The 25,653-nt window shown below is 73.9% G+C and carries 19 protein-coding genes; 4 read left to right on the forward strand and 15 right to left on the reverse strand.

The window, feature by feature from the left end; all coding sequences use genetic code 11:
- Positions 1-64: 64 nt before the first annotated feature.
- Genes RTG05_RS21710 through RTG05_RS21735 form a run of 6 tightly spaced genes read right to left on the reverse strand, consistent with a single transcriptional unit; the run spans position 65 to position 3,814 of the window.
- Positions 65-568: a hypothetical protein gene (locus RTG05_RS21710; protein WP_166526836.1), complete on the reverse strand. Its 504-nt coding sequence runs from the start codon at positions 566-568 to the stop codon at positions 65-67.
- Positions 565-927 (reverse strand): response regulator, encoded by a 363-nt coding sequence (locus tag RTG05_RS21715; RefSeq protein ID WP_166526837.1) that lies wholly within the window; start codon positions 925-927, stop codon positions 565-567. Before RTG05_RS21715 ends, RTG05_RS21710 begins: the two co-directional genes overlap by 4 nt.
- Entirely contained in the window at positions 924-1,493 is a 570-nt protein-coding gene (locus RTG05_RS21720) for a chemotaxis protein CheX (protein ID WP_208104709.1), read from the reverse strand. Before RTG05_RS21720 ends, RTG05_RS21715 begins: the two co-directional genes overlap by 4 nt.
- On the reverse strand, positions 1,490-1,873 hold the full coding sequence (locus RTG05_RS21725; protein WP_166526838.1) for a response regulator: 384 nt from the start codon (positions 1,871-1,873) through the stop codon (positions 1,490-1,492). Before RTG05_RS21725 ends, RTG05_RS21720 begins: the two co-directional genes overlap by 4 nt.
- 1 nt (position 1,874) lies before the next feature.
- Entirely contained in the window at positions 1,875-2,699 is an 825-nt protein-coding gene (locus RTG05_RS21730; RefSeq protein ID WP_166526839.1) for a CheR family methyltransferase, read from the reverse strand.
- Positions 2,696-3,814, reverse strand: coding sequence for a protein-glutamate methylesterase/protein-glutamine glutaminase (locus RTG05_RS21735; RefSeq protein WP_166526840.1), 1,119 nt, complete (start codon positions 3,812-3,814; stop codon positions 2,696-2,698). Before RTG05_RS21735 ends, RTG05_RS21730 begins: the two co-directional genes overlap by 4 nt.
- 412 nt (positions 3,815-4,226) lie before the next feature.
- Here RTG05_RS21735 and RTG05_RS21740 point away from each other — a divergent pair, with 412 nt between their 5' ends.
- Complete coding sequence (locus tag RTG05_RS21740) at positions 4,227-5,408, forward strand: glucose-1-phosphate adenylyltransferase family protein (protein WP_166526841.1); 1,182 nt, start codon at positions 4,227-4,229, stop codon at positions 5,406-5,408.
- Between the two features lie 70 nt (positions 5,409-5,478).
- Here RTG05_RS21740 and RTG05_RS21745 read toward each other — a convergent pair whose 3' ends face one another.
- The 7 genes from RTG05_RS21745 to RTG05_RS21775 all read right to left on the reverse strand — a co-directional run bounded on the left by RTG05_RS21745 (position 5,479) and on the right by RTG05_RS21775 (position 18,131).
- Complete coding sequence (locus tag RTG05_RS21745) at positions 5,479-7,050, reverse strand: chemotaxis protein CheW (protein WP_315912137.1); 1,572 nt, start codon at positions 7,048-7,050, stop codon at positions 5,479-5,481.
- 2 nt (positions 7,051-7,052) lie between these two features.
- The gene (locus RTG05_RS21750) at positions 7,053-9,137 is read right to left on the reverse strand and encodes a methyl-accepting chemotaxis protein (protein ID WP_315912138.1); all 2,085 of its coding nucleotides are present in this window, start codon (positions 9,135-9,137) and stop codon (positions 7,053-7,055) included.
- Between the two features lie 190 nt (positions 9,138-9,327).
- Positions 9,328-10,221, reverse strand: a complete 894-nt coding sequence (locus tag RTG05_RS21755) for a hypothetical protein (RefSeq protein WP_166526843.1) — start codon at positions 10,219-10,221, stop codon at positions 9,328-9,330.
- Positions 10,222-10,387: 166 nt separating this feature from the next.
- Entirely contained in the window at positions 10,388-10,831 is a 444-nt protein-coding gene (locus tag RTG05_RS21760; protein WP_166526844.1) for a chemotaxis protein CheW, read from the reverse strand.
- Positions 10,832-10,833: 2 nt separating this feature from the next.
- The gene (locus RTG05_RS21765) at positions 10,834-13,146 is read right to left on the reverse strand and encodes a chemotaxis protein CheW (RefSeq protein ID WP_315912139.1); all 2,313 of its coding nucleotides are present in this window, start codon (positions 13,144-13,146) and stop codon (positions 10,834-10,836) included.
- Between the two features lie 293 nt (positions 13,147-13,439).
- Positions 13,440-15,071 carry a methyl-accepting chemotaxis protein gene (locus RTG05_RS21770; protein ID WP_166526845.1) on the reverse strand — a complete coding sequence of 544 codons (1,632 nt, stop codon included), beginning with the start codon at positions 15,069-15,071 and terminating at the stop codon, positions 13,440-13,442.
- Positions 15,072-15,389: 318 nt separating this feature from the next.
- A complete protein-coding gene (locus RTG05_RS21775; protein WP_166526846.1) occupies positions 15,390-18,131 on the reverse strand; it encodes a putative bifunctional diguanylate cyclase/phosphodiesterase in 2,742 nt (913 codons plus the stop codon).
- 141 nt (positions 18,132-18,272) lie between these two features.
- On the opposite strand from RTG05_RS21775, the gene RTG05_RS21780 reads away from it, so the two are divergent.
- Both RTG05_RS21780 and RTG05_RS21785 read left to right on the forward strand, forming a co-directional pair.
- The gene (locus tag RTG05_RS21780) at positions 18,273-19,460 is read left to right on the forward strand and encodes a type III PLP-dependent enzyme (protein WP_208104710.1); all 1,188 of its coding nucleotides are present in this window, start codon (positions 18,273-18,275) and stop codon (positions 19,458-19,460) included.
- A complete protein-coding gene (locus RTG05_RS21785; protein ID WP_166526847.1) occupies positions 19,461-20,690 on the forward strand; it encodes a hypothetical protein in 1,230 nt (409 codons plus the stop codon).
- A 147-nt stretch (positions 20,691-20,837) separates the two neighbouring features.
- Here RTG05_RS21785 and RTG05_RS21790 read toward each other — a convergent pair whose 3' ends face one another.
- Both RTG05_RS21790 and RTG05_RS21795 read right to left on the reverse strand, forming a co-directional pair.
- Positions 20,838-21,182 carry a hypothetical protein gene (locus RTG05_RS21790; protein ID WP_166526848.1) on the reverse strand — a complete coding sequence of 115 codons (345 nt, stop codon included), beginning with the start codon at positions 21,180-21,182 and terminating at the stop codon, positions 20,838-20,840.
- 223 nt (positions 21,183-21,405) lie between these two features.
- Positions 21,406-22,950 carry a PP2C family protein-serine/threonine phosphatase gene (locus RTG05_RS21795; protein WP_166526849.1) on the reverse strand — a complete coding sequence of 515 codons (1,545 nt, stop codon included), beginning with the start codon at positions 22,948-22,950 and terminating at the stop codon, positions 21,406-21,408.
- Between the two features lie 354 nt (positions 22,951-23,304).
- Here RTG05_RS21795 and RTG05_RS21800 point away from each other — a divergent pair, with 354 nt between their 5' ends.
- Complete coding sequence (locus RTG05_RS21800; RefSeq protein WP_166526850.1) at positions 23,305-25,482, forward strand: putative bifunctional diguanylate cyclase/phosphodiesterase; 2,178 nt, start codon at positions 23,305-23,307, stop codon at positions 25,480-25,482.
- Positions 25,483-25,653: the final 171 nt, after the last annotated feature.

The following is a 25,653-nucleotide window of genomic DNA, read 5'->3' on the forward strand; positions in this document are numbered from 1 at the left end:
GTGGTCGTGCGCCCGGGACGGCGGGAGGATGACTCCTGCGCCGTCCCGGGGCGTGTGCTGCCGGTCAGGCCCCCAGCGAGGGGATGACCAGCGAGAGGGCGCCCTTGCCGTAGCCGGGGACGTCGATGGCCAGGTCCAGCCGGTTGAAGTCCGCCAGCGAGCCGGCGATGTCACCCGGCAGGTCTTCACCCGGCGCGTACAGCTTGTACAGCTTCGAGTGCGGCGCACCGGGCACGTTGAACAGCGCGGACAGCACGTTGACGACCTCGTGCAGCGCCTCGGTCAGCATGCCGGTCAGCTCGCCGTCCTCCTCGACGGCGTCCTGCGCACCGCCGGGGGGCAGCAGGGCCAGCGCCGCGCCGGTGTAGGCCGACGCGCCGAGGTCCATGACGCAGAGGGCGTTGATCGACAGCTGCGGGTCGACGTAGACGGCCACCGACACCGGGGACCTCGGCGTCGGGGTGACCGGCGCGCCGGGCGTCACGCCGACGGGCTTGCCGGTCAGGCCGGTGAGCATGTCCTTGACGGCCTTGGCGTCGGGCAGGACCACGGTCAGCGGGGCGCTCATGCGATCACCCCGTCCAGGTGCTCGGTGAAGGTGTCCGCGGTGAACGGCTTGGCGATGAGGAACAGCGCGCCGGCGTTGGCGGCCTTCTCCCGCATGTCCGCCGAGCCCTCGGAGGTGACGAAACCGAACGGGACGCCCGAGCCGGCCGAGCGCAGCGCCTGCAGGCACTCCAGCCCGGTCATGTTCGGCATGTTCCAGTCCGACAGGACCAGGTCCGGCTTCTCCGACGAGACCTTGGCCAGCGCGTCGGCGCCGTCCTCGGCCTCGACGATCTCGTGGTCGTCGTAACCGGCCTGACGCAGTGTGCGGATGACGATCTGCCGCATCACGCGGCTGTCGTCGGCGACGAGGATCTTCACAGGGACGCTCCGTTCGGGTGCGGGTTGTCGTGCTGGGGGTTCGGGGTGGGCAGGGGCGGCAGGGCCCCCTGCACGGACACGGCCAGGGGCTGGCCGCGCCACAGGACGTCGATGCGGCAGACGTCCTCGGAGTTGCGGACGGCGGGTGCCGGTCCGACCTCGGGCAGGCCGAGGGTCGAGGCCCCGGGGAGGGCGGCCTTGACGTTGCCGCCGACCACGTTGGCGATCTCGCCGAAGGCGTCGGCGACGTCCTCGTGGTCGAGCAGCTCGGGCGCGGCCTCGGCCAGCAGCGCCCGGGTCAGGTCGGCGGCGGTCTGCCGGCCGGTGGTGAGCACGACGCTGCCGGTCCACGGGCCGACGACGTCCACCCACGCGGACAGCGTGTCGGCCGGCAGGTCACCTGGGACGGGCAGGAGCAGCTCGTCCTCGCCGACCAGCGCGACCCACGCCTCACCGGCGATGGCCTCGACGGTGGCCTCGTCGATCAGCGAGGTGATCAGCGGGCGGACGTCGGCGGTCCGGCGACGCTCGCCGGTGTCGAACTGTGCCTGCGGGACTGCGGTCACAGGACGGCCTCCTCGGGGAGCATGCCGAGGAGCGCCAGCTTGTCGCGCAGCGCGTCGGCGGTGAACGGCTTGATGACGTACTCGTGCGCGCCGGCGGCCAGCGCCCGCACGATCTGCCCCTGCTCGCTCTCCGAGGTCACCATCATCAGCGTGAGGCCGCGCCAGGCCGGGTTGGCCCGGACGGCGGAGACGAACTGCAGCCCGTCCATGACCGGCATGTTCCAGTCGACCGTGCACAGGTCGGGCGCGTAGCCCTCCTGGAGCACGTCCAGCGCCTCCCGGCCGTGGCCGGCCTGGCGGGTCTCGTAGCCGAACCCCTCCAGGGCCGCGCCCACGATCCGTCTCATGGCGCGGGAGTCGTCGATCACCAAGGCACGCACGTCAGGCCCCCTTCAGCGGGCGGTAGGCGGAGCTGCGTCCGATGACGACCCGCTCCCAGGAGTCGTCGACGCCGAGGGTGGTCTCGGCGGCGCCGAGGAACAGCCACCCGTCCGGGCGCATGAGCGCGCGCACCCGGCGGAGGATCGCCTGCTTCGTGGGCAGGTCGAAGTAGATGAGGACGTTGCGCAGGTAGACCACGTCGAAGGGGCCCATCCGCGGCAGCGGGGCGGCCAGGTTGCACTCGCTGGCGGTCACCATCCGGCGCAGCGACGGGGACACCTGCCACTCGCTGCCGGCCCGGGTGAAGTGGCGCACCAGCATGGGCGCGGGCAGCCCGCGGTTGACCTCGAGCTGGGTGAACCGGCCCGCCCGGGTCCGCTCGACCATCTCCCGGGAGAGGTCGGTCGCGGTGATGGAGACCCGCGGCGAGGCGTGCGGCATCGCGTCCTCGACCAGCATCGCGATCGTGTAGGGCTCCTGCCCGCTGGAGCAGGCCGCCGACCACACCTGCAGCCGGTCGGCCGGCCCGCGGGCGGCCAGCAGGGCGGGCAGCACGGTCGAGGTGAGTGCGGTGAACGGGTCGCCGTCCCGGAACCAGGACGTCTCGTTGGTGGTGAGCGCCTCGACGATCTTCCGGGTGGACTCCGGGCTGGGCCGGGTGCGGACGGAGTCGACCAGCTGGCCGACGTCGGGCAGTCCCATGGAGCGGGCGATGGGCAGCAGCCGGGCCTCGACCAGGTACTCCTTGCCGGGGGCGAGCACGATGGCGCTCTCCCGGTGCACCAGCTGGCGGACCCAGTCGAAGCTCGTGGCGGTGAGGGTCATCGTCGTCCTCCGGTGGTCGCAGGAACGGGGGTGCGGGCGGGCGCCAGGCGCGGGCCGGTCAGCCGCCGCAGGACGGCCTCGGCGACCCGGTCCAGCGCCAGCACCTCGTCGGCGAAGCCGGCCGTGGCCACGGCACCGGGCATCCCCCAGACCACGGAGGTCGCCTGGTCCTGGACGAGGACCTCGCCGCCGGCCTCGCGGATGCGCCCGGCGCCGATCCGCCCGTCGGCGCCCATGCCGGTGAGCACGACACCGAGGACGGCTCCGTCGAAGGTGTCGACCGCGGAGCGGAACAGCGGGTCGACGGCGGGCCGGCAGAAGTTCTCCGGTGGCGCCTGGTCCAGTGCGGTGAACAGGCCGCGGTTGGTCTTCCGGATGGTCAGGTGGTGGTCGCCCGGGGCCAGGTGCACGGTGCCCGGCGCCAGCGGGGTGCCGTCGACGGCCTCGACGACGCGCAGGGCGCACAGCCGGTCCAGCCGCTGGGCGAACTGGCGGGTGAACACCGGCGGCATGTGCTGCACGAGCAGCACCGGCACGGGCAGCGACGCCGGCAGCGACGGCAGCACGCGGGCCAGCGCCTCCGGCCCACCGGTGGAGGAGCCGACCACCAGGACGGCGGGGGACTTGACCGCGCCGGTGCGCGGTGCCGGCGGCCGCACGGCGACGGGGGCGGGCGCGGCGGCCCGGGCGGCGCCGGTGACGACCGGGCGCCCCGTCAGCGCCTTGATCTTGGGGATGAGCTGCTGGCGCACGCTCTCCATGGAGGCGGCGACGCTGCCGACGTTGGCCGGCTTGGTGACGTAGTCGTTGGCACCGGCGGACAGTGCGTCCAGGGTGGCCGACGCGCCCCGCTCGGTGAGCGTGCTGAACATGATGATCGGCACCCGGCTGCGCGTGCTCCGGATCGCCCGGACCGCCTCGATGCCGTTCATCTCCGGCATCTCGATGTCCATCGTGACCAGGTCGGGCTTGAGCTGCTCGAGCTTGCCGACCGCGATCCGGCCGTTGACCGCGGTCCCCACCACCTCGATCTGAGGGTCCTCGGACAGGACGTCGGTGACGATCTTGCGGACGACCACCGAGTCGTCGACGACCAACACCCGGATCGGGTCCATGCGTCCTCCGTCTCCCCGTGGGGGGTGCCGGCCAGGGGCGAGCTGGCGTTCGTGGGTCGGCACCCGCCCGGGGACCCGGGAGCGGGACGCAGCCGGCGGGGCGCCGAGGTCCGGCGCCCGCCCGAGTCGGTGCCTGTCCCCGGTGTTGTCGGCCGCTCCCGGCGCCTCCTTGAGCCGATCACGGGGATCGGTTGCACCCGACCGGCAGTTCACCCGGTCACCGCCTCACCGCCGTCGACACGTCGCCCAGGGCCGGCGATGATCAGGTCAGCTGATCCACGGAGGTCCTGGCTCACTGCCGGTCGTGAGCCAGGACCCCCGACGGTGAGCCAGGACGGCGGTCACCTCGTGGCGGACGCGCTCGGGTGTCGCCTGTGCGGGTGAACCTGGCCCGGGCGGGTAGCGGCCGGGCATGGCACTCCCCCGGGTCCTCGTCCTCGTGCTGGCCGGCGGTGCCGGTGGCCGCCTCGAGCTGCTCACCGAGCAGCGCGCCAAGCCCGCCGTCCCCTTCGCCGGGGTGTACCGGCTGATCGACTTCCCGCTGAGCAACTGCCAGCACTCCCAGCTGCCCGACGTCTGGGTGTCGGTGCAGCACCACCCGGCGTCGCTGTCCCGGCACCTGGCCAACGGCCGGCCGTGGGACCTCGACCGCACCGACGGCGGGCTGCTGGTGCTGCCGCCCTACCAGGGCACCGACCGCGGCGGCTGGGTCTCGGGGACGGCGAACTCGCTGTGGCGCTACTCGCCGCTGATCCGCGACTTCGACGCCGACGCGCTGGTCGTGCTCAGCGCCGACGCGGTCTACAAGCTGGACTACCGCGAGGTCGTCGACGGGCACCTGGAGTCCGGTGCGGAGGTCACCATGGTCACCACCGAGGTGGCGGCGGACGACGCGTCGCGCTACGGCATCGTGCAGGTCGGCGAGGGCGGCCGGGTCACCGACTACGCGTACAAGCCCGACGAGCCGAGAACCACCACCGCGACCAACGAGGTCTTCGTCTTCTCCCCCGGCCCCACGCTGGACCGGCTGGAGGCGTTGACCGCCGAGCACGGCGAGGAGGCCCTGGAGGACCTCGGCACCCACCTGCTGCCGGGGCAGACCGGTGACGGGGCGGCCCGCGCGCACCCGTTCGACGGCTACTGGCGCGACGTGGGGACCGTGGACTCCTACTGGCGGGCCCACCAGGAGTTCCTCTCCGCCGACCCGCCGCTGGACCTCGACGACCCGCGCTGGCCGGTGCACACCCGCGGCGGACGGCACAGCGCGGCCCGGGTGCTGCTGGACTCCGCGGTGGACAACAGCCTCATCTCCGGCGGCACCCGGGTGCTGGGCGACGTCCACGGCTCGGTGCTGTCCCCCGGCGTGGTCGTCGAGGAGGGCGCCCGCGTCGTCGACTCGGTACTGCTGCCCGGGGCGCGGGTCCGCGCGGGGGCAACGGTCACCCGCGCGGTCCTGGACAGCGAGGTGGTCGTCGGCCAGCGCGCCACGGTGGGCGGGGACGGCGCGGTCACCCTGGTCGGCCGCGGAGCGGAGGTCGACGCCGGCACCGAACTGCCAGCCGGCGCCCGCTTCCCCGACCCCGCCGCCGGCTGAGGAGGACCCCGCGTCCCCCCATCCCTCGCAGGCTCGGGACGGGCCCCTGACGCAGGGCCGTTCCAGCGCGTTACACGGCGACCAGGTCCTCCGCCGGCAGCGGCGCGGCCTCCGGAGGCGGGCCGGCGATGCCGCAGGCCAGCGCCTGCAGGTCCAGGACCGGCAGCAGCCGGCTGTCGCTCCCCAGCTGGGCCAGCGGCGAGGTCTGCAGCGCCCGCGGCCCGGTGCCGCCGGCGTCCCGGCGCGGCTGGTCGGGGTCGCACCAGGTCAGCGGCTCGATGCCGCGGAGGGCGTCCACCGCGAAGGCCACCGGGCCGCCGGCGGCCTCGACGAGCAGCAGGCAGGACGTCGCCGTCCGCCCGGCACCGGTCCGGCCCAGCACGGTGGCGAGGTCGACGACCGGCACCGCCGCCTCCCGGTGCACCACGATGCCGAGGACCCCGCCGCCCACGTCGGTGGGCAGCAGGTCGGTCGGGAACGGCAGGATCTCCACGACCTGCTCCAGCGGCGTGGCGACGTCCACCCCGGCGGAGTGCACCAGGTGCGGCCGGCCGACCAGCGCCGAGCCGGCCCCGGCGTCCTCGCCGGTCCGCGGGGTGGGCACGGCCGGGGTCGCGGGGTCGGTCGTGGCGGTGTTCATGGAGGCCAGCGCCACCAGGTCGGGCTCGGCCAGCAGGGCCGGGCCGTCGAGGACCAGCGCGGGCACGCTGCCGCCCAGCCGCGCGGTGCCGGTGAGCAGCTCGGGTCGGTGCGCGGCGAAGGCCGGGAAGGCCAGCACGTCGGCGGCCGGGACCTCCACCAGGTCCAGCAGGGCGCTGAGGGCCAGCACCACGTGGCCGTGCCCGAGGTCCAGCACCAGCCCGGCGCCGACCCCGCCGGCGGGCAGCCCGCCCAGGCCGAGCAGTGCCAGCGGGTCGACCACGGGCACCTCCTGCCCGGAGAACTCGACGACACCGCGGCACAGTGCGCTGGACAGCACCGACGGGCGCGCGGTGAACCCGGGCAGGGTGGTGTGCACGGAGGCCACGTCCAGGGCGAGCACCGAGTCCCCGCAGCGGACGGTGACCAGGCGCCGCGGCGGCACGCCGGCGTCCGCCCCGGGCGGTCCGGTGGGCGCTGCGGCGCGGGTGAGGTCGCGGACGACGGGCACCCCCGGGCGCCCGAGCAGCGCCGCGGCGTCGAGCACGCTGACCGGGCACCCGGTCTCCGGGTGCAGGAACGCCGAGTCGAACAGCAGCTCCCCGGCGGTGGCGGTGACCGGCACCAGCGTCTCCACCGGGACCCGCACCATCCCCCGCACCTCGTCGACCAGCAGGCCGAGGGCTGATCCGCCGTGCGCGACGACGACGGTGACCTGGTCGGCGTCCCGGGGCGCCGGCCGGCCGATGACGGGCCGCAGGTCCAGCACCGGCAGCACCAGCGTCCGCAGCTGCATGGCACCGAGCAGGCCGTCGGCGGCCACGGGCAGCCCGGCGAGGTCGGCCGGGCAGGGCACCACCTCGCGCAGCGAGGCGAGCGGGACGGCGACGTCCATGCCGGCCAGCCGCAGCAGGCCGAAGACGGCGTCCCCGGCGCCGGCCGCCGCCGAGGACCGGGGGGCCGGTGCCGGCGGCGCCCCGACGGGCGGGCGGGAGGGCACCACGGTCAGGAGGAGGTGTCGACGGTGGCCAGCTCGGTGATGAGCTTGTCCACCTCCTGCGAGGCCGTCTGCTGCACCCGCGTGGACTCCGAGATGGTCCGGATGGCGTCGTTGGTGCGCGCGACGCTGGTGGCGATCCGCTCGAAGGCACCCTCGGCGCGCTTGGAGACCTCCGAGCCCTGGTCCACGCGCTCGGCGGACTCCTCGATCAGCTTGACGATCTGCGCGGCGGCCTCCGAGGACCGCTCGGCCAGCTTGCGCACCTCCCCGGCGACGATGGAGAAGCCGACGCCGTGCTCGCCGGCGCGCGCGGCCTCGATGGAGGCGTTGAAGGCCAGCAGGTTGGTCTGGTTGGCGATCTCGCCCATGACCCGGACGATCTCGCCGATCGAGGTGGACGACCGCTGGATGAGGCCGATCGCCTCCAGCGACGCGCGCAGCGCCGCGACGCCCTGCTCGGCGTTGCCGGAGGTCTCCTGGGCCAGCTCGGTGGCGGTCCGGGAGCTGCGCGAGATGTCGTCGATGGACGCCGCCAGGTTGCGCACGGTGGCGGTCATGTCGCGGGCGCCCTGGGCGACCTTCTTCTCCTTCTCCACCTGCTCGGTGATGTCGAAGGCGTACTTGACGACCTTGAACGGGTTGCCCGACAGGTCCAGCACCGGCGTGTAGGTCGCCTGGATGTAGACGTCGCGGCCGTAGTTGCCCTTGCGGTGGAACCGGCTCACCAGGCTCTCCCCGCGGCCCAGGCGCAGCCAGAAGTCGCGGTACTCCGCGGACTGCTTGTACTCGTCGGAGCAGAACAGGCTGTGGTGCTGCCCGACGATCTGGCGCAGCGAGTAGCCCATGGTGCGCAGGAAGTTGTCGTTGGCGGTGAGCACGGTGCCCTCGAGGTCGAACTCGATCACCGCCTGGGAGGCGTCCACGGCGTTGATCCGCGCCTCGATCTCGGCGTTGCGCAGCTTGGCCGCGGAGACGTCGCTGGCGAACTTGACCACCTTGAACGGCCGGCCCTCGGCGTCGAAGATCGGGTTGTAGGTGGCCTGCAGCCAGATCTCCTGGCCGCCCTTCTTCAGCCGCTTGTACTCCCCGCCCTCGAACTGGCCGGTGCCCAGCCGCTCCCAGAAGTCGGCGTACTCCTGGCTCTGCGCCAGCTCCGGGGTGCAGAAGATGCGGTGGTGCTTGCCCTCGATCTCGGCGAGCCGGTAGCCGGTGGCGTCGCAGAAGTTCTGGTTGGCCGTGATGATCGTGCCGTCGAGGCCGAACTCGATGACCGCCTGAGCGCGGTCCAGGGCGGCGACCTTGCCCTGGTACTCGGCGGTGACCCGCTTGGCCTCGGTGACGTCGCTGGCGAACTTGATGATCTTGTAGGGCCGGCCGTCGGCGTCCAGGATCGGGCTGTAGGTGGCCTGCAGCCACACGTCCCGGCCGTCCTTGGCGACCCGGCGGAACTCCCCGCGCTGGAACTCACCGGCGGCCAGGGACTCCCAGAACTGTGCGTAGGCCGGGGTGGCGGTGTACTCCGGGTCGCAGAAGACCCGGTGGTGCTTGCCCCGGATCTCGGCCAGGGAGTAGCCCATCGTCGCGCAGAAGACCTCGTTGGCGTGCTGGATCCGCCCGCCGAGGTCGAACTCGATGACCGCCTGGGAGCGGGAGATGGCGGCGACCTTGCCGAGCTGGTCGGCCTTGGCCAGGGTCTGCTCGGTGATGTCGGAGGCGAACTTCACCACCTTCAGCACCGACCCGTCGACGTCCAGGATCGGGTTGTAGGTCGCCTGCAGGTACAGCGCCGACCCGTCCTTGCGGACCCGCTTGTACTCCCCGGCCTCGAACTCCCCGGCGCCCAGCCGCGCCCAGAACTCCGCGTACTCCGCCGAGGCCGCCTCCGCCGGGTCGCAGAAGACCCGGTGGTGCTGGCCCGCGACCTCGTCGAGCGCGTACCCGGTCGCGGCCAGGAAGTTGGCGTTCGCGGTCAGGATCGTCCCGTCCGGGGAGAACTCGATCACCGCCTGGGAGCGCTGGATGGCGTCGACGACGCCCTGCAGCTCGTGCCGCGTCGGGGCGGTGGGGGTCTTGGCGGCGGGCACGGCCATGGTCGGGGGCCTCCGGGTGGGGGGAACGCGGGGTGTCGCCGTTCCCTGTCGGCACCCCGGCGGCCGCCCTTGAGGCGAAGCCGAGCACTCTCCTGCCATGGGGTGACGTCCCACGACACGCCGTTGACCTGCGAGAACGGACGGACCCGGATCGTCGGCGCCCCGTCGCCCGACCGTCGGCCGCCTCGCCCTAGGGCAGCCGGACCGCCAGCACGCCCACGGAGCGGGCGTCCAGCAGGTCGCCCATGACGATGCCCTGCACGCAGCCGGCGACGGCGTTCCAGGCGCCCGCGGCGGCCTCGGCGGGGGTGAACTCGCCGTCGATGAAGGCGCGCACGGCGAGCAGCTGCGCGATCGCCAGGGTGCGGGTCCGGCCGGAGACGTGCGCGGCCCACGACGCCTCGTGCATGGCGGCGGCCCACGGCCTGCGCTCGGCGCGGACGGCGTCGACGGCGGCCAGCCAGCGGACCCGGCCGAGGGCGCCCGTGCTGCGCAGGCCGGTCAGCAGCTCGGCCAGCTCGCCGGTGGCCGGGCCCAGGTCCAGCTCGGGGGTGGTGGGCACGCCGGTGGCCGTGGCGACCGCGAAGGGGCCGGTGAGCTGGCGGTGCACCAGGGGCGGCAGCACCACGGCGGCCCAGGAGCCCACGGCGGCGTCGGCCAGGACGTCGGCGGCGGCGTCGCGGACCTGCTCGTCGACCAGCGCGACCGCGGGGTGCTCGGGGCCCAGGACGTCCTCGCGGAGCACCCGCTCGAGCGCCGCGGCGTCCCCGATGGTGCTGCGCTCCAGCTGGGCGACCAGGACCGCGGCCCGGTCCTCGCCGGCCGGCGCTGCGGCCGGTGCGTGGGCGACGGTGCGCAGGTGCGGGACGGCGGCGGCCAGCTCCCGGGCCTTCCGGGCGCGGACGGCGACGGTGGCGCGCTGCTCGCGGTCGCCCCCGGCGGCCGGGTGCGCGGCGGCGAGCCGCCCCAGGGCGTCCGCGTCCGCGGCCAGCCCGGCGAGCAGGGCGTCGGCGACGGCACGGCCGTGCGGCAGCCGCACCAGGTCGAACCCGAGCGTGGCGGCACTGACGAGCGAGTAGGGCACGGCGTCTCCCCCGGACGTAGGTCCCGCCATGCTCGCCGCCACCGGCTGCTCACGCCACGTGGCCATCACTCGCAGGCAGGACACCACCGCCGTGTCACCTGCGTGTCCGACGCGAATCAGCTCCGAATCGGATACGCAGAGTGACAACGGGGGGCAAGGCCTCCGGCTACGGGCTGACCGCCTTGTGCACGTCGAGAGCCAGCAGCAGCTGCCCGTCCAGCTTGAACGCCCCGCGGATCAGCTCCCGGCCGGCACCGCCGAGGGTGTCCGGCGGTGCCTCGAAGTCGGCCGGGTCGACGTCCACGACGTCGGCGATGGCGTCGACCAGCAGGCTGACCGCCTCGCCGTGCAGGCGCACGACGATGACGACGGCGGCGGTGTCCTCGGGCCGCGGCGGCCGGCCGAGCCGCTCGCGCAGCTCGATCGCGGTGACCACCTGCCCACGCAGGTTGATCAGCCCGGCGACGGCGGCCGGGGCCAGCGGCACCCGGGTCAGGCCCTGGCTCTTCAGGACCTCCTGCACGTGCGCCACCTCGACGCCGTACAGGTCGCCGTCCAGCCAGAAGGTGGCCAGCTGGCCGCCGATGGCGGGGGCCTCGGCAGTGGTCATCGTCAGGCCTCCAGGAGGGACGCCGGGACGCCGTCCGGCGTCACGGGGGTCGAGTAGAACGCCGGGTCGGCGGCGAGGATGGCGGCTCGGACGTCGAGCAGCTCGGTCACCTTGTCGCCGAGCACGGCCGAGCCGAGCAGGCCCATGTCGTCGATGTCGCTGCGCACGGCGGCCTCGCCGTCGACGATGTCGAGGATCTCCTCGACCACGATGGCCACGCTGCGGCCGTGGTCGCTGTAGACGATCACCTCGAGGACCTCGCGGTCGCTCTCGCCGTAGGAGCCCAGGTGCCGGTCCAGGCGGACGATCGGCAGGATCGCCCCGCGGTACTGCACCACCTCGCGGTTGCCGACCCGCTCCACCGACTCGGTGCGCACCTGCTCCAGGCGGGTGACGGTGTCCAGCGGGATGGCGACCCGGCGGGCCCCGCCGATGGCGGCCAGCAGCATCCGCTGCCGCTCGGCGTCGCTCGCTGCGGCGCGCAGCGCCGCCGCGCGGGACTCCTGGCGCTCGGTGGTCTCGGTGCGCAGCGCCCGGCGGGCCAGGGCCTGCACGTCGAGGATGAGGGCCACGGTGCCGTCTCCGAGGACGGTGGCACCGGAGTAGAGGCCGATCGCCTTGAGCTGGCCGCCGACGGCCTTGACCACGATCTCCTCGGTGTTGATGACCCGGTCGACGACCAGGCCGAAGCGCCGGCCCTCCGAGCGCAGGACGGCGATGACCACGTGCCCGTCGTGCCGGTCGGAGGTCAGGCCGAGGACGTCGGTGAGCCGGACCAGCGGCAGCAGCTCGCCGCGCAGCCGGTACACCGGCGCGCCGCCGACCTCCTCGACGGCGCTGGCGGCCTTCTCCGCGTCCAGGCTGACCAGCTCCTGCAGGCTGATCTGCGGGATGGCGTAGCGGTCGCCGGCGCACTCGACGGTCAGCGCCGGGACGATGGCCAGGGTCAGCGGGATGCGCAGCCGGCAGACGGTGCCCTGGCCGTGCACCGACTCGACCTCGATGGTGCCGCCGATGGACTCGATGTTGGTCTTGACGACGTCCATGCCGACGCCGCGGCCGGACACGTTGGTGACCGCCGCGGCCGTGGAGAAGCCGGGCAGGAAGATCATCTGCAGCAGGTCCTGCGGGCTCATCCGGGACAGCGCGTCGTGCGTGATCAGCCCCCGCTCGACACCCTTGGCGCCGATGCGGGCCGGGTCGATCCCCGCGCCGTCGTCGGCGACCTCCACGACGACCTGGCCGCTCTCGTGCCGCGCCCGCAGCGTCAGCACGCCCTCGGCCGGCTTGCCGGCGGCCCGGCGCGCGTCCGGTGCCTCGATGCCGTGGTCGACGGAGTTGCGGACCAGGTGGGTCAGCGGGTCCTTGACCGCCTCCAGCAGGGTCTTGTCGAGCTCGGTGTCCTTGCCCTCCATGTCCAGGCGGACGGTCTTGCCGCACTGGATGCCCAGGTCGCGCACGACCCGCGGCAGCTTGGACCAGATGTGGTCGATCGGCTGCATGCGGGTCTTCATGACCCCCTCCTGCAGCTCGCTGGCGATCAGGTTGAGCCGCTGGGAGGACCGCAGCAGGTCGGTGTCGTTGGAGCGCCCGACGTGCTGGACGATCTGGTTGCGGGTGAGCACCAGCTCCCCGACCAGCAGCATCAGCTCGTCGAGCAGGTCGACGTCCACCCGGATGGTGCTGTCGGCGACGCCGCGGCGGGCCTGGGAGCCGGCGTCGGCGGCGGGGGCCGCCTCCGGCTCGTGCGGGGCCTCGTGCGCCGGCTCGGGGACGGCCTCGGCCGCGGGGACGGGGCGGGGGGCGGGGACGGCGGGCGCCTCGGCCGCAGGGGCGGGCACCTCGACGGCGGCGGCCGGTGCCTGCACGGTGGCCGGGACCTCGGGGGTGGGCCCGGTGGCGGCCGCGGGGGCCGGCTCGGGCGCGGGCCTGTCCTCCATGGCGGCGGTGATGTCCGCGACGACGTCGGCGACGTCCACCGCCCCCTCGCCGCCGGTGGCCTCGATGGAGGCCAGCAGCGAGCGGACGGTGTCGACCATGCGCAGCAGCACGCTGGTCCGGTGCGGGGTGAGCTCCAGCGCGCCGTCGCGCAGCCGGGAGAGCATGTTCTCCCCGACGTGGGTGACCTCCTCCAGGCGGTTGAAGGCCAGGAAGCCGCTGGTGCCCTTGATGGTGTGGATCGTGCGGAAGATGCTGGAGATCCGCTCCCGGGAGTCGGGCTCCTGCTCGAGGGCGACCAGGTCGGTGTCCAGCTGGTCGAGGTTCTCGTGGCTCTCGACCAGGAACTCCTCGACGATGTCGTCCAGACCGTCCACGGTGCTCTCCCTCTCTCCACGGGGCGTGCGCGCCCCGGGGGAGTCATCGGCAGTCCGGCGGCCCGGTTGACCCCAACCGCCGCACCGGTCGACGTGCCGGCCCGGTCCCGGCGCGCCAGGACGCCGCGACGCCCCGGACCGTGGACCGGTCCGGGGCGTCAGGTGGTGTGCTGGAACGGCCCCCGTGCAGGGCCCCACGCCGAGCGGAGCGAGGTCTGAGGGGCACGGGGGTGGCCCCCCTGCAGGGTCCCGCCACGAGCCTGCGAGTGACGGGGGGCAGGGGGGTCCTTCACCTAGCAGCGGAAGCGGCCCACCAGCTCCTGCAGCTCCGCCGACATCCGGGAGAGGTCCTCGGCGGCCGCGGAGGAGTTGGTCGCCCCGGTGGTCGTCTCCTGGGCGGCCTGGGCCACCCCGGTGACGTTGCGGGCGATCTCCGAGGCGCCGGCCGCGGCCTCGGAGACGTTGCGGGCCATCTCGTTGGTGGTCGCGGTCTGCTCCTCCACCGCGGAGGCGATGGTGGTCTGCCGGTCGGAGATCTGCCCGACGATCACCGAGATCTCCTCGATCGCGGTCACCGCCGCCGTGGTGTCGCCCTGGATGGCCTGCACGCGGCGGGCGATGTCCTCGGTCGCCTTGGCCGTCTCCTGCGCCAGCTCCTTGACCTCGTTGGCCACCACCGCGAAGCCCTTGCCCGCCTCCCCGGCCCGCGCCGCCTCGATGGTGGCGTTCAGCGCCAGCAGGTTCGTCTGCTCCGCGATCGACGTGATCACCTTCACCACGTTGCCGATCTCCGCCGACGACTCTCCGAGCTTGGTCACCGTCGCCGACGTCGTCTCCACCGCCGTCACCGCCCGCGCCGCCACGTCGGAGGCCTCCGCCGCGTTGGTCGCGATCTCCCGGATCGACGCACCCATCTCCTCGGTGCCCGCGGCGACGGTCTGCACGTTGCTGGACACCTCCTCGGCGGCGGCCGAGACCGCGCCGGCCTGCGCCGCGGACTGCTGGGCGTTGGAGGACATGGTCCCCGAGGTGGCCGACAGCTCCTCGGAGGCGGCGGCCAGGGTCTGCGCGTTGGCCCCGATGCTGCGCATCGCCGAGCCGACGTTGTCGATGGCCGCGTTCAGGGCGCGGGCCATGTCGCCGACCTCGTCCCGGGTGTCGATGTCCAGGTGCCGGTCCAGCCGGCCGGCGGCGACCCCCTGCAGCACCTCGACGGTCCGGCGCAGCGGGCCGGCGACCAGCCGGCCGAGGCCGAACGCCAGGCCCAGGCCCAGGACGACGGCGCCGACGATGACGGTGACGATCGTCGTCCGGGCGGTGCCGTAGGCCGCCTCCGCCGCACTGACGCTGGCCCGGGCGTCGTCGTTCTCGATGACCAGCAGCTCGTCGACGATGTCGGCGATCCGGTCCGACGGGGCCGACGCCTTGTCCTTGCGGACGGCGAGGAAGACCGGCAGGTTGCCGGCGCGGGCCAGCGGCAGCAGCTCGGTGTCGCGGATCTGCCGGTAACCCGCGAGCAGCTCGTCGAACTCGGCGATGAACTCGACCTGCTGGCCCTCCAGGCCCTCCTTGTAGGCGACGACCTGCTCGTCGATCCCGGCGTCGAGCTCGGCGATGCGGTTCTCGAGCTCCGTGCGGGTCGCCGGGTCGGTCTGCAGCGCCAGGTCGGTGACCCGGTAGCGCATCGTCTGGAAGCGCGCCTCGATCTTGCCCAGCTGCTCGGCGGCGGAGATGCGGTCGTCGAGCAGCACCTGGATGCGCTCCTGTGCGGCGCCGAGCTGGGTGAGCCCGAGCAGGCCCACGGCGGCGGTGCAGACGACCATCACCAGGAATCCGGCGAGCAGCTTCGGCGCCGTCTTGAGGTTGCGGAAGAAGCCGATCGGCCCGCCCGGGCTGCGCGCGGGGGCCTTCGTCGTCGTGCTCATGCGTCGGGTCCAATCGAGGGAGTCGGTGCTGCGCCGGGGGCCGGGACGCGCCGTTCTCGACGGGGGCCTCCGCACCCCTTCTCGGCCGCCGCACGCGCCACTGGAGGAACGCGCGGCACGGGAGGGACGGACGGGACGCACGAGCGCCACTGAGGTGTCGCGGTGGTGTCCCGGTGGCGACCACCGGCCGACCACGGCCGGGGCACGCACCGCGCCTGTCAGCAGCTGCGCGCCGGGGTCACGGGCCCGACGACGCCTGGGGCGCGGTCGCGGTGCGGGCGCCGCGGGTCCCGGCACGGAGCTGACCCGGGCGGCCGGTCAGTCCGCGCCGACCGCTGCGGGCGACCGGCCGACGACCCGCTGTCGCCGGCCCTCGTCCGTGGTGAGCATCTCGAGGAGGCGAGCAGCCGGGACCGGGGGTGAGAAGTGGTAGCCCTGTCCCGTGGTGCACCCCTGCCGGCGCAACAGCACCATCTCCTCGGCGTGCTCGATGCCCTCGGCCACGGTCTCCAGCCGCAGCGCCTTGCCCAGCCGCAGGATGGTGTTCACCAGGGCGGCGTCACCGCCGGTGGCCAGCCCCTCGACGAAGCTCCGGTCGATCTTGAGGATGTCGACGGGGAAGCGGTGCAGGTAGCTCAGCGAGGAGTACCCCGTGCCGAAGTCGTCGATGGCCAGGCGTATCCCCATGGCGCGCAGCGACTCGAGCGTCGCGATCGTGTCGTCGCTGTTCTCCATCAGGACGCTCTCGGTCATCTCCAGGGTCAGCTTGTGGGCGGGCAGACCCGTCTCGGCCAGCACGTCCGCGACCTCTCCGACCAGGTCCGGGTGGTGGAGCTGGCGGCCGGACACGTTGACACTGACCTTGAGGGGCTCCTCGCGCTGGTCGAGGACCTGCCACTCCATCGCCTGCCGGCAGGCCGTTCGGAGCACCCACAGCCCCAGGGGCCGGATGAGCCCGGTCGCCTCGGCCAGCGGGATGAAGTCATCCGGCGGGATGAGTCCGTGCTCGGGGTGCTCCCAGCGGACCAGGGCCTCGACACCGGTGATCGTGCCGGTGCGCATCGTCACCATGGGCTGGTAGTGGACGACGAACTCCCCGTCGCGCAGGGCGCGCCGCAGGTCGGCCTCCAGGCGGACCCGGGCGACGAGACCCTCGTGCATCTCGGGGGCGTAGACGGCGAAGCCCCCGCCGGCGGCCTTGGCCCGGTACATGGCCAGGTCCGCGTTGCGCAGCAGCTGCTCGGCGTCGATGCCCACCCCGTCCTGGTGGGCGATGCCGATGCTGGCCGCGACGTGCACCGTCTCCCCGTCCAGGTCCACGGGTGCCTCCAACACCTGGCAGACCCGCTCGGCGAGCTGCGTGCCGTCGTCACCCGCCGGGACGTCGTCCACCAGGATGGCGAACTCGTCCCCGCCGAAGCGCGCGACGGTGTCGCCCGGCCGCACCGCCGTGCGCAGTCGCGCCCCCACCTCGACCAGCAGGGCGTCGCCCGCACTGTGGCCGAGGGTGTCGTTGACCTCCTTAAAGCCGTCGAGGTCCAGGAAGCACACGGCCGGTGAGGACCCGACCGCGTCTCGCCGGGACAGCGCCTGCTGCAGGCGGTCCCGGAACAGGGCCCGGTTGGGCAGGCCGGTCAACGAGTCGGTGAAGGCCTGGTGGGTGAGCTGCCGCTCCAGCCGCACGCGATCGGTCACGTCCCGGGTGTTCAACACCAGACCGCCGACGGCGTCGTTGCCGAGCAGGTTGGTCACGGTGACCTCCACCCGGCGCTCCCGTCCGGCGGCGTGCGACCAGGTGCCCTGGAAGGTCAGGGCCCGGTCGGGGTCACCACCGGCAGCCTGCTGCAGGACGGCGAGCAGCTCGGCAGCCTGCTCCGGCGTCATCAGCGCGGTCAGGTCGCGGCCGACGAGTGACTCCGCGGGGCGGCCCAGCACGCGCAGGCTCGACTCGCTCTGGTACCGGATCAGCCCCTCGCGGTCGACGAGGGTGACCAGGTCGGAGCTGTGCTGGACGAGGGCGGCGAAGCGCTCTCCGCTGGCCCGCAGTTCCGCCGTGCGCTCCCCGACCAGGCGCTCGAGGTTGCGGGTCAGCGAGTCGTTCTCCTGCAGGGTCAGCACCTGGCGGAGGACCAGGAGGACGGCGATCACGATCAGCGCCCAGCTCGTGAAGGTGTCCGTCGTCCCGCTGCGCACCGTCGAGGCCGCCGAGACGAGCAGCGCGGCGCCCACGGCCGCGTAGGGCAGCAGGTTCCCGAGCGGCCGACCGCCACCGTCGTCGTCAGCGACGTCCGCCTCGGTCCCGGTGCGGGCGAGGGCGGCGAGGAACAGCAGGACGAAGCCCAGCCCCCACCCGATGTCGATGAGGTTGCCGGAGCTGTAGCTGGCCACGCTGGTGAGGTAGACGAACCCCGAGTCGGCGACCGCGAAGGCGACCAGGCCGGCGCCCAGCAGCGGCAGGGGGACCGGCAGCCGCATGCCGCGCTGCCGGGCCCGCATCCAGGTGTAGGCGACGAGCGTGATCACGACGACGTCACTGACCGGGTAGGCGAGGGAGATGACCTGGGCCAGCGGCTCGCCACCGGCCTCGGCCACCGCCCGCAGCACGGCGACCCAGCTGCACAGCAGCAGCGCGCTGGCGACGACGAGCCCGTCGAGCACGGTCCGGACCCGCCCGGCCAGCGTCCGGGCCGCGAGCGGCAGGGACAGCAGCGCGGCGGTGGCCAGGGGCGGGAGACCGAGGTAGCCCAGGTCGGCCAGCGACGGGAAGGGCACCTCGGCCCCGCGCACGGACTCGTACCAGGTCCACACGACCATGCCTCCGGCCCAGGACAGGCAGGCGGCGCCGAGCAGCAGCCAGAACCGGCGTGCTGGGCCGTCGTCCCGACGGCCACGGACCAGGCCGGCCACCCCCGCGAGCAGTGGGAAGGCGACGAGCCCGGCGTTGGACAGGTGCATCGAGGTGCCCGCAGGGACCGTCGTCAGCGCGAGGGCCCAGACGGCGAGCGCGCCGCTCGCGGCCGCCGCGAGGACGCGCCGGGAGGCCGCCGTGATCGTGGTCATGCCTGCTGCATCGACCGGTCAGCCGTTCACCTGACCTCCACGGCGTCGTCTCCTCCCGAGGGGTGAGTGGGTTCAACACTGTGCGCCGGCCGGTCGAAGACCTGCGCGGGCACACCCGGTGCCCGGACGGGAGGAGATGGCGTGACCGCATCGATGGTCAGGACGGGACCGGCGGTGGAGCTGCCGGCCGGCTGGCCGGAGGGGCTGTCCCCCGAGGTGCTGGGCGCGATCGACCTGCCCACGCCGTTCCTCGCCTGTGACCTGGACATGGTCGCGGACCGGTTCACCCGGTTCCGTGCGGCACTGCCCCGGGTCCGCCCGCACTACGCGGTCAAGTGCAACCCCGCGCCGGAGGTGCTCCGGACCGTGGCCGCGCAGGGAGCCGGCTTCGAGGTCGCCTCGCTGGGCGAGTTGCGGATGCTGCAGGGGATCGGGGTGGCCCCGGCTGACGTGCTGTACAGCAACACGGTCAAGCCCGCAGCGCACGTCGCCGCCGCAGCCGAGGCCGGGCTGTGGCGCTTCGCCGCGGACTCCGCGGGGGAGCTCGGCAAGATCGCCCGGGTGGCGCCGGGCAGCGCCGTCTACGTCCGGATCCGGGTCGACGACGGCGGCAGCGTCTTCCCGCTGTCGAGGAAGTTCGGCGCGGAGGTCCACCACGCCCGTGCCCTGCTCCAGCAGACCGAGCGGTTGGGCCTGCGGCCGTACGGACTGACCTTCCACGTCGGCTCGCAGTGCGTCGAGACGTCGGCGTGGCGACGGGCCATCGCCTCGGCCGGCCGGCTGATGCGTCAACTCGCCGCCGACGGCATCCGGCTGGAGATGCTGGACGTCGGCGGCGGTTTCCCCGCCTCGTACGGCGCGCCCGTGCCGTCCATCGACCAGATCGGCACCGTGGTGGAGACCTCCCTGGACGACCTGCTGCCGTACCAGCCGCCCCTGCTGGTGGCCGAACCGGGGCGGCACATGGTCGCCGAGACCGCGGTCATGGTCGCCAGCGTCCTCGGGCGGGAGCAGCGGGCCGGCGAGGAGTGGCTGTACCTGGACGTCGGCGCCTACAACGGCCTCATGGAGACCCAGCAGATGGGCGGTCGGTGGCCCTTCCCGATGTGGTCGTCGCGGCACGACCACTCCGCGGTCGACCAGGTCCCGGTCACGGTGACCGGCCCGAGCTGCGACAGCTCGGACACGATGTTCTACGGGGCACCGCTGCCGGTCACGCTGGCCGAGGGCGACCGGCTGTTCATCGCCTCCGCCGGCGCCTACACGCTCAGCTACGCCTCCTCGTTCAACGGGTTCCCGCCACCGGGGACGCACTTCACCGGCGGCTGAGTGGGCAGGCACTCGGCGCCGCGCCGGACGGCACGGGACCCCGACCGTCGGCGGCTGACCGCAATCTGCGCCGCCGGCCTGACCGACTCCCTGTTCCTGTCGGTCGGGTGGACCCTCGTGGTCCTGCAGATCGCCGACTCCCACGGGCTGCCCGCGGTCGGGTTCTGCACCGCAGCCATGCTCGTGGGCGTCGCACTCTCGGCACCGGTGGCCGGACGGGCGGCGCGTCTGGGGGACGGTCGCCGTGTGCTGCGGGCCGCCGCGGGCACCGAGATGGCGCTGCGCACCGGGCTGGTGCTCCTCGTGGCGGCGCAGGCGCCGATCGTCCTCACGGCCGTGGTCATCGGGGCCATGAACGTCACTGCGTGGACCGGCTACGCCGCGATGCGTGCCGAGGTCGCCGCTGTCCGCCCCGGCGCAGGCGCACTCACCGGGTACGGAACGCTCGTCGCCGCGGCCGAGGCCACCGGTGTCGCCCTGGCGGCGCTGGTGTCCGTGACCGCCGAGGACGGCGGCGCCCTGCTCCTCGGCGTCGCCTGCTGCTACGTCCTCTCCCTGGTCCCCACCGTCGTGGTCGCCGGTGCTTCGCGGGTACCCCGCATGGTCTCCTCGGTCGCGGACGGCGTGCGTCTCGTGCCGTCGGGGCCCGTGCTGGCGGGCGCGCTGCTGATGGTGCTGGCGGCCGGCCCCACCCTGCTGTTCGTCGCACTGAGCGAGCAGGTGCACGGACGGGGCGCGGTCGCGCTGGCCGCTGTGGCGTTCACGGCAGGCTCGTTGTTGGCCCCCCTGGTGGTGCGGGCGACCCGCCGAGCCCATGCGGACGGGGGTGTGACGTGGTCACTGGCGGCCGCCGGCATGGTCGCCGGCTGGACCGTCGCCCCGCTGTCGGTGGTGCTGCTGTGTACCGCCCAGGTGCTGTCCGGTCTCTGTCTCACCCTGCTGGAGGGGCTCCTCGACGACGCGGCCGTCCGCCGTCGGCCCGGCCAGGTCACCGGCGCGCTCGCCTCGGTCACCGCCGGGCGGGCCCTGGGCGGGGCGGCGGCGACCGGGGTGCTGCCCTTGGTGCTGACCGGGGTGCCCATGGCCACGGTCGCCGTGACCGCCACCGGTGTGCTGCTGGCCACGGCCGGCGCAGCCGCACTGTCCGGTCGGGTGCGTCGCGCGGGGAAGCCGCGCGAGACGACGTCGCCCGTCGCACGTCGCGCACCGGCGCTCCCCCTCGGCACCTGACCGGGCCCTCCAGGACGTCGTCGGTCGCGCCGTGTCGACAGCGGTGACGGTGGCCGGCTCACCCCGACGGTCAGCGCGGCGCCCTCCCCGTCGAGCGTGGTGCCCGTGGGCGCGGGTCGGGCGGGCCGGACCGGCGCGCCGCCGGCTTCAGGCCTGGGCCAGACTCCGCCGCTCGTGCACCTGGCCGTCGACCCAGAGGACGAGGCACCGCAACGCGGCGTGCCCCTCCGGCGTGGCGAACCCCTGCTCGAAACGTGCTGCCTCCCGGAGGGCGTCGCTGTCGACCAGGCCCCCGGTGGCGAAGCGGCCGAGCAGCTGTCCGGACGGCGTCCGGCTGCCGAAGGAGCCGGCGATGCCGAGCGCGACCGCGTCGGAGACGGTCAGCGTGGCCGGCGGCTGCTCGAGGGCTGCCCGACGCGCGAAGTACCGGGGGACCTCCCGGGTGACGTCTGCGTCGGTCGCGGGTCTCGTCGTCCGGGCGGAGATCAGCACTCCAAGCCCCTCTCGTCAGGTCGTGTGGCACGGACACCAGCCCATCGGCAGGTCCGTGACAGATCTGTACGGACCGCCCGGATCTCGCTGACACCCGGCGCCGCTGCCGTCAGTGGTCCGGAGGGTCTCCGGGCACGGGCCCTGGGCATGCGCTCCGTGCCCATCGGGGAGGTGGTGGAGCGGGACGGCCGAGGAGTCGGGCACCGACGCGCCGCGCCCTCGATCAGGCGCTGGCGGGCGGCGACTGCGGACCGCTGACCCTCCGGGCGGCCAGGACACAGACGTCGTCGTCCCGGTCGAGGGCCGTGTGGCTGTGCTCGACCACCGCGTGGACGAGTCGCCCGGCGTCCCTGCCGGTCCCGCAGTGCTCGGTGACGGCGGCGGTGAGGCGGGCCATGCCCTCGTCCAGGGTCTGGCCGCGCCGCTCGACGAGGCCATCGGTGTACAGCAGCACCGTCGCACCATCGACCAGGGTGGCGTGCCCGGTCGGGTATGCCGAGTCCGCGCTGGCGCCGAGCATCCGTCCCTGGGCGCGGTCCATCACCTCGGGTGCGTCGCTGCGTCCACACAGCAGCGGGTGGGGATGACCGGCACTGGCGTACTCCACCTCGCCGGAGGCCACGTCGAGGAAGACCATCGCGGCACTGGCCATGGCCGGGGCCAGCGAGTGGTCCAGCAGCCGGTTGAGACCAGCCAGCACCTCCGCGGGAGCCCGGCCGTCGCCGGCATACGCGCGCACGGCACCACTGAGCCGCGCCATCAGCCCGACGGCAGCTGGTCCGTGGCCCACGACGTCGCCGACGGCCAGGACCAGGCGCCCATCGGGAGCGGTGAACACGTCGAACCAGTCGCCGCCCAGGTGCACCTCCTGCGAGGCGCCGAGGTAGCGCGCGGCCAGGTCCACCCCCGGGACGTCGGGCAGCTCCGGGAGCACGCTGGTCTGCAACTCGTGCAGGACCTGCCGCTGGCGGTCCAGCGTGGCGGTCAGCTCCTGCTCGAGGCGGCGCACCGCCGTGACGTCCCGAGCGACCGCGGCCACGCCGATGGTCGGCCCCTGGGGCACGCGCACGGGGAAGAAGGACTCCAGCCAGGTGTGGCTGTGACCGGGGTCCGCGGGCGTGGTGCCCACGATCTCGACGTCCCGCAGCGGCTCGCCGGTCTCCAGGACGTGCCGCAGCAGGGGCTCGGCCTCCGCCCGCAGATCGGGCAGCAGGTCGAACACCGACCGGCCCTCGTGCTCGGCGACGGGAAAGCCGTTCATGGCGGCCAGTTCCCGGTTGATGCGGACGAAGCGCAGGTCCGGGTCGATGAGGGCGAAGCCGACCGGGGCGTCCTCCAGGAGGGTGGAGACGATGGCGGCCTCCGACTGCACCAGTCGGCGCAGGCGTTCCTGCTGGCTGAGGTCGATGACGACGGCGACCCACTCGTAGGGGTTCCAGCTCACCGCGGCCACGGCCGCCAGGACCGGGGTGCGGCTGCCGTCCGGCCGCAGGAAGTCCTTCTGCACCACCGCCGACCCGGTGCGGCGGACGTCGTCCACCCCTCCGGCATCCCGCTCGGCGTGGTCGGTCGGCGTGATGGCCGGCCACGCGAGCCCGGCGTCGACGTCCGCCCGGCTGCGACCGAGGATGCGCAGCAGCTCGTCGTTGGCCTGGGTGATCGCCTCTCCGGAGCCGGCCGCCATCCCGACGGCGTCACCGGCGAACAGTGCCCGGAGCAGCCCTGCCTGACGGTCGACCTCACCCGCATCGTCGGTCCACTGCCCCACGCAGGAGGAGTGTTCCAGACCACAGTGCCCGTTCCGTCGAGTGCCCAGCACCTGCCGCCACGCGCGTCGCGCAGGACGCGTCCGTGGTCGGGTCACGGAGGGCGGCCGGTGGACGTCGAGCCGTGGCCGCAACTGCCCGGCGCGCCGGTTGACAACGGCCGGTGGACGCTGTCACGGTCGTGATCGTTACACCGCTGTGATCTGCTGGCAGCACGGCGGCGGGACGCACCGCAGTCGACGTCGGCAAGGGTCAGGGAGCCACCTGCCCCCTTGGGGGGACTCCGGGTTTAGCCGGACCGGCGGCGGTACCGATGAACGCGTCGTACACGATCCGATGGCGTGCGGAGGTGAGCTGTGTCCTGGCAGCTGAGTGCGGTCGGTGGCGGCGTCATCGCCGTCGCCTACCTCGCGATCTCCGTGGCGGTCTTCGCTCCGCTGGCCCGCAGCGGGCAGCTGCTGTCCAACCGGCTGGGGACGGCGACCGGGCTGATCTTCTTCTCCTGCGCGGTGGGCCACGCCCTGCACGTCGTCCACCTGCTGCCGCTGCCCGGCGCCGAGGCGCACGACCTGCACGCGGTACGGGACAGCTGGGGCTGGCACGACACGTTCTGGGCGCTGGTGACCGCCGCCGTCGCCGTCTACTACTGGTCGCTGCGGCGCACGTACGGCGCGCTGCTGGGTGGTGGGGCACTGTTCGCCGACCTGCAGGAGAAGGAGGCGGCCCTCGCCGCCAACCAGGAGCTGCTGGCCGAGCGGACGGCGGCACTGGACGCGCTGGCGGTGTCGGAGGACCGTTTCCGGTCGGCCTTCGCCGACGCCCCCACCGGCATGGCGCTGCTCAGCCTGACGCCGGGAGACCTGGGCCGGTTCGTGGAGACGAACGCGGCACTGGGCCGCATCGTCGGCCACCCACCCACCCGGCTGCGCCGCACGACGGTCGAGGACCTGTCCCATCCGGACGACCGGGCCGCCCTGCGCACCGCGATCGAGCAGCTGGCCGCCGGAGAGCTGGCTCACCACCTGGGGCAGCAGCGCTTCCGACACGCCGACGGGGCCGTGGTCTGGGCGGACACCAGCATCTCGGTGCTGCGCGACGGTGACGGCCGGCCGGTGCACGCGGTGCTCCAGCTGGTCGACGTCACCGGACGCCGGGAGGCCGAGGACCAGCTGGCCCACCACGCGCTGCACGACGGTCTCACCGGGTTGGCCAACCGGCGCCTGCTGGCCGACCGGCTCGACCAGGCCCTCACCCGGGCACGCCGGCGCGGAACGGCGGTGGCGGTGCTGTTCGTCGACCTGGACCGCTTCAAGACCGTCAACGACTCCGCCGGCCACACCGTGGGCGACGCGCTGCTGCGCACGGCGGCCCAGCGGCTGTCGGCGCAGCTGCGGGCCGCCGACTGCGCCGCACGCTTCGGCGGCGACGAGTTCGTCGTGGTGTGCGAGGACATCGGCGGCGACCGCGAGCTGTTGGTGGTCGCCGAGCGCCTGCGAGACGCGATGGCCGCGCCGTTCCACGTCGGCAGCGAGCAGTTCACCCTCGGCGCGTGCATCGGCATCGCGGTCTCCGCGCGCGGCCAGGACAGTGCCGAGGCGCTGCTGCGAGACGCCGACCTGGCGATGTACGAGGCCAAGGACCGGGGTCGCGGCAGCATCGTGGTCTTCGACGGTGCGCTGCGGGCGGCCCTCGAGCGGCGCCAGCGCACCGAGGCCGACCTGCGCGCCGGCATCACCCGCGACGAGATGCGCCTGCTCTACCAACCGGTGGTCGACACCGCGTCCGGCTGCCTGGTCGGCGTCGAGGCCCTGGTGCGCTGGCAGCACCCCACGCGCGGCCTGCTCGGGCCCGACGCGTTCATCGCCGTCGCCGAGGACACCGGGCTCGTCGTGCCCCTCGGCGAGTGGGTCCTGCAGGAGGCCTGCCGCCAGCTGGCGGCCTGGCGGCGCGCCGGGCTGGACCTCACCGTGGCGGTCAACGTCTCCGCCCGCCAGCTCGCCGACCCGCAGTTCCCCGACCTCGTCGCGGCCGTCGTGACGACCAGTGGCGTCGACCCGGCCGCCGTCTGCCTCGAGCTCACCGAGACCGCACTGCTCGACGCCACCGGGGCGACGGTGGCGACCCTGCGGCGCCTGCACGCGTTCGGCGTGCGCCTGGCCCTGGACGACTTCGGCACCGGGTTCTCTTCCCTCACCTTCCTCAAGCGCTTCCCCATCGACGTGGTCAAGATCGACCGGTCCTTCGTCTGCGACCTGGTCGACGACACGAGTGACGCCGCCATCGTCGCCGCCGTGGTCACCCTGGGACGTTCCCTCGGCCTGCAGACCGTCGCCGAGGGCGTCGAGCACGCCGACCAGCTGACCGCACTGCGGCAGCTCGGCTGCCAGCTCGCCCAGGGGTACCTGTTCTCCGCACCCACGACCGCCGCCCGCGTCGCCACGCTGGCCGTCGGCCACCAACCGCCCGCGTCGTCGGGAACGGTCCCCTCCCCCAGGCCGACCGACCGCGTGGGGAGCGGACACCCGGTGGCGTAGCGGCTGACCCAGATCTGCACGTGCGGGAGCCGAGACGGTTCCCGGCCTGTGGGTCCGCTGGGGTGCTGCCGCCACGACGCATCCCCCGAGGGGTGTTGGGGGACGACCGTGGTGTACACCATGGATCTCGGCAGCCTGCGTCACCTCCCTGACGGGGACCCGTGGGCGTGT

Source organism: Geodermatophilus sp. DSM 44513 (genome assembly GCF_032460525.1).
Taxonomy (GTDB): Bacteria; Actinomycetota; Actinomycetes; order Mycobacteriales; family Geodermatophilaceae; genus Geodermatophilus.

Bases quoted from the DNA above. Each gene is read 5' to 3' on its own strand.
- RTG05_RS21710 (WP_166526836.1), bottom strand. From the start codon at position 568: ATGAGCGCCCCGCTGACCGTGGTCCTGCCCGACGCCAAGGCCGTCAAG.
- RTG05_RS21730 (WP_166526839.1), bottom strand. From the start codon at position 2,699: ATGACCCTCACCGCCACGAGCTTCGACTGGGTCCGCCAGCTGGTGCAC.
- RTG05_RS21735 (WP_166526840.1), bottom strand. From the start codon at position 3,814: ATGGACCCGATCCGGGTGTTGGTCGTCGACGACTCGGTGGTCGTCCGC.
- RTG05_RS21740 (WP_166526841.1), top strand. From the start codon at position 4,227: ATGGCACTCCCCCGGGTCCTCGTCCTCGTGCTGGCCGGCGGTGCCGGT.
- RTG05_RS21750 (WP_315912138.1), bottom strand. From the start codon at position 9,137: ATGGCCGTGCCCGCCGCCAAGACCCCCACCGCCCCGACGCGGCACGAG.
- RTG05_RS21760 (WP_166526844.1), bottom strand. From the start codon at position 10,831: ATGACCACTGCCGAGGCCCCCGCCATCGGCGGCCAGCTGGCCACCTTC.
- RTG05_RS21770 (WP_166526845.1), bottom strand. From the start codon at position 15,071: ATGAGCACGACGACGAAGGCCCCCGCGCGCAGCCCGGGCGGGCCGATC.
- RTG05_RS21775 (WP_166526846.1), bottom strand. From the start codon at position 18,131: ATGACCACGATCACGGCGGCCTCCCGGCGCGTCCTCGCGGCGGCCGCG.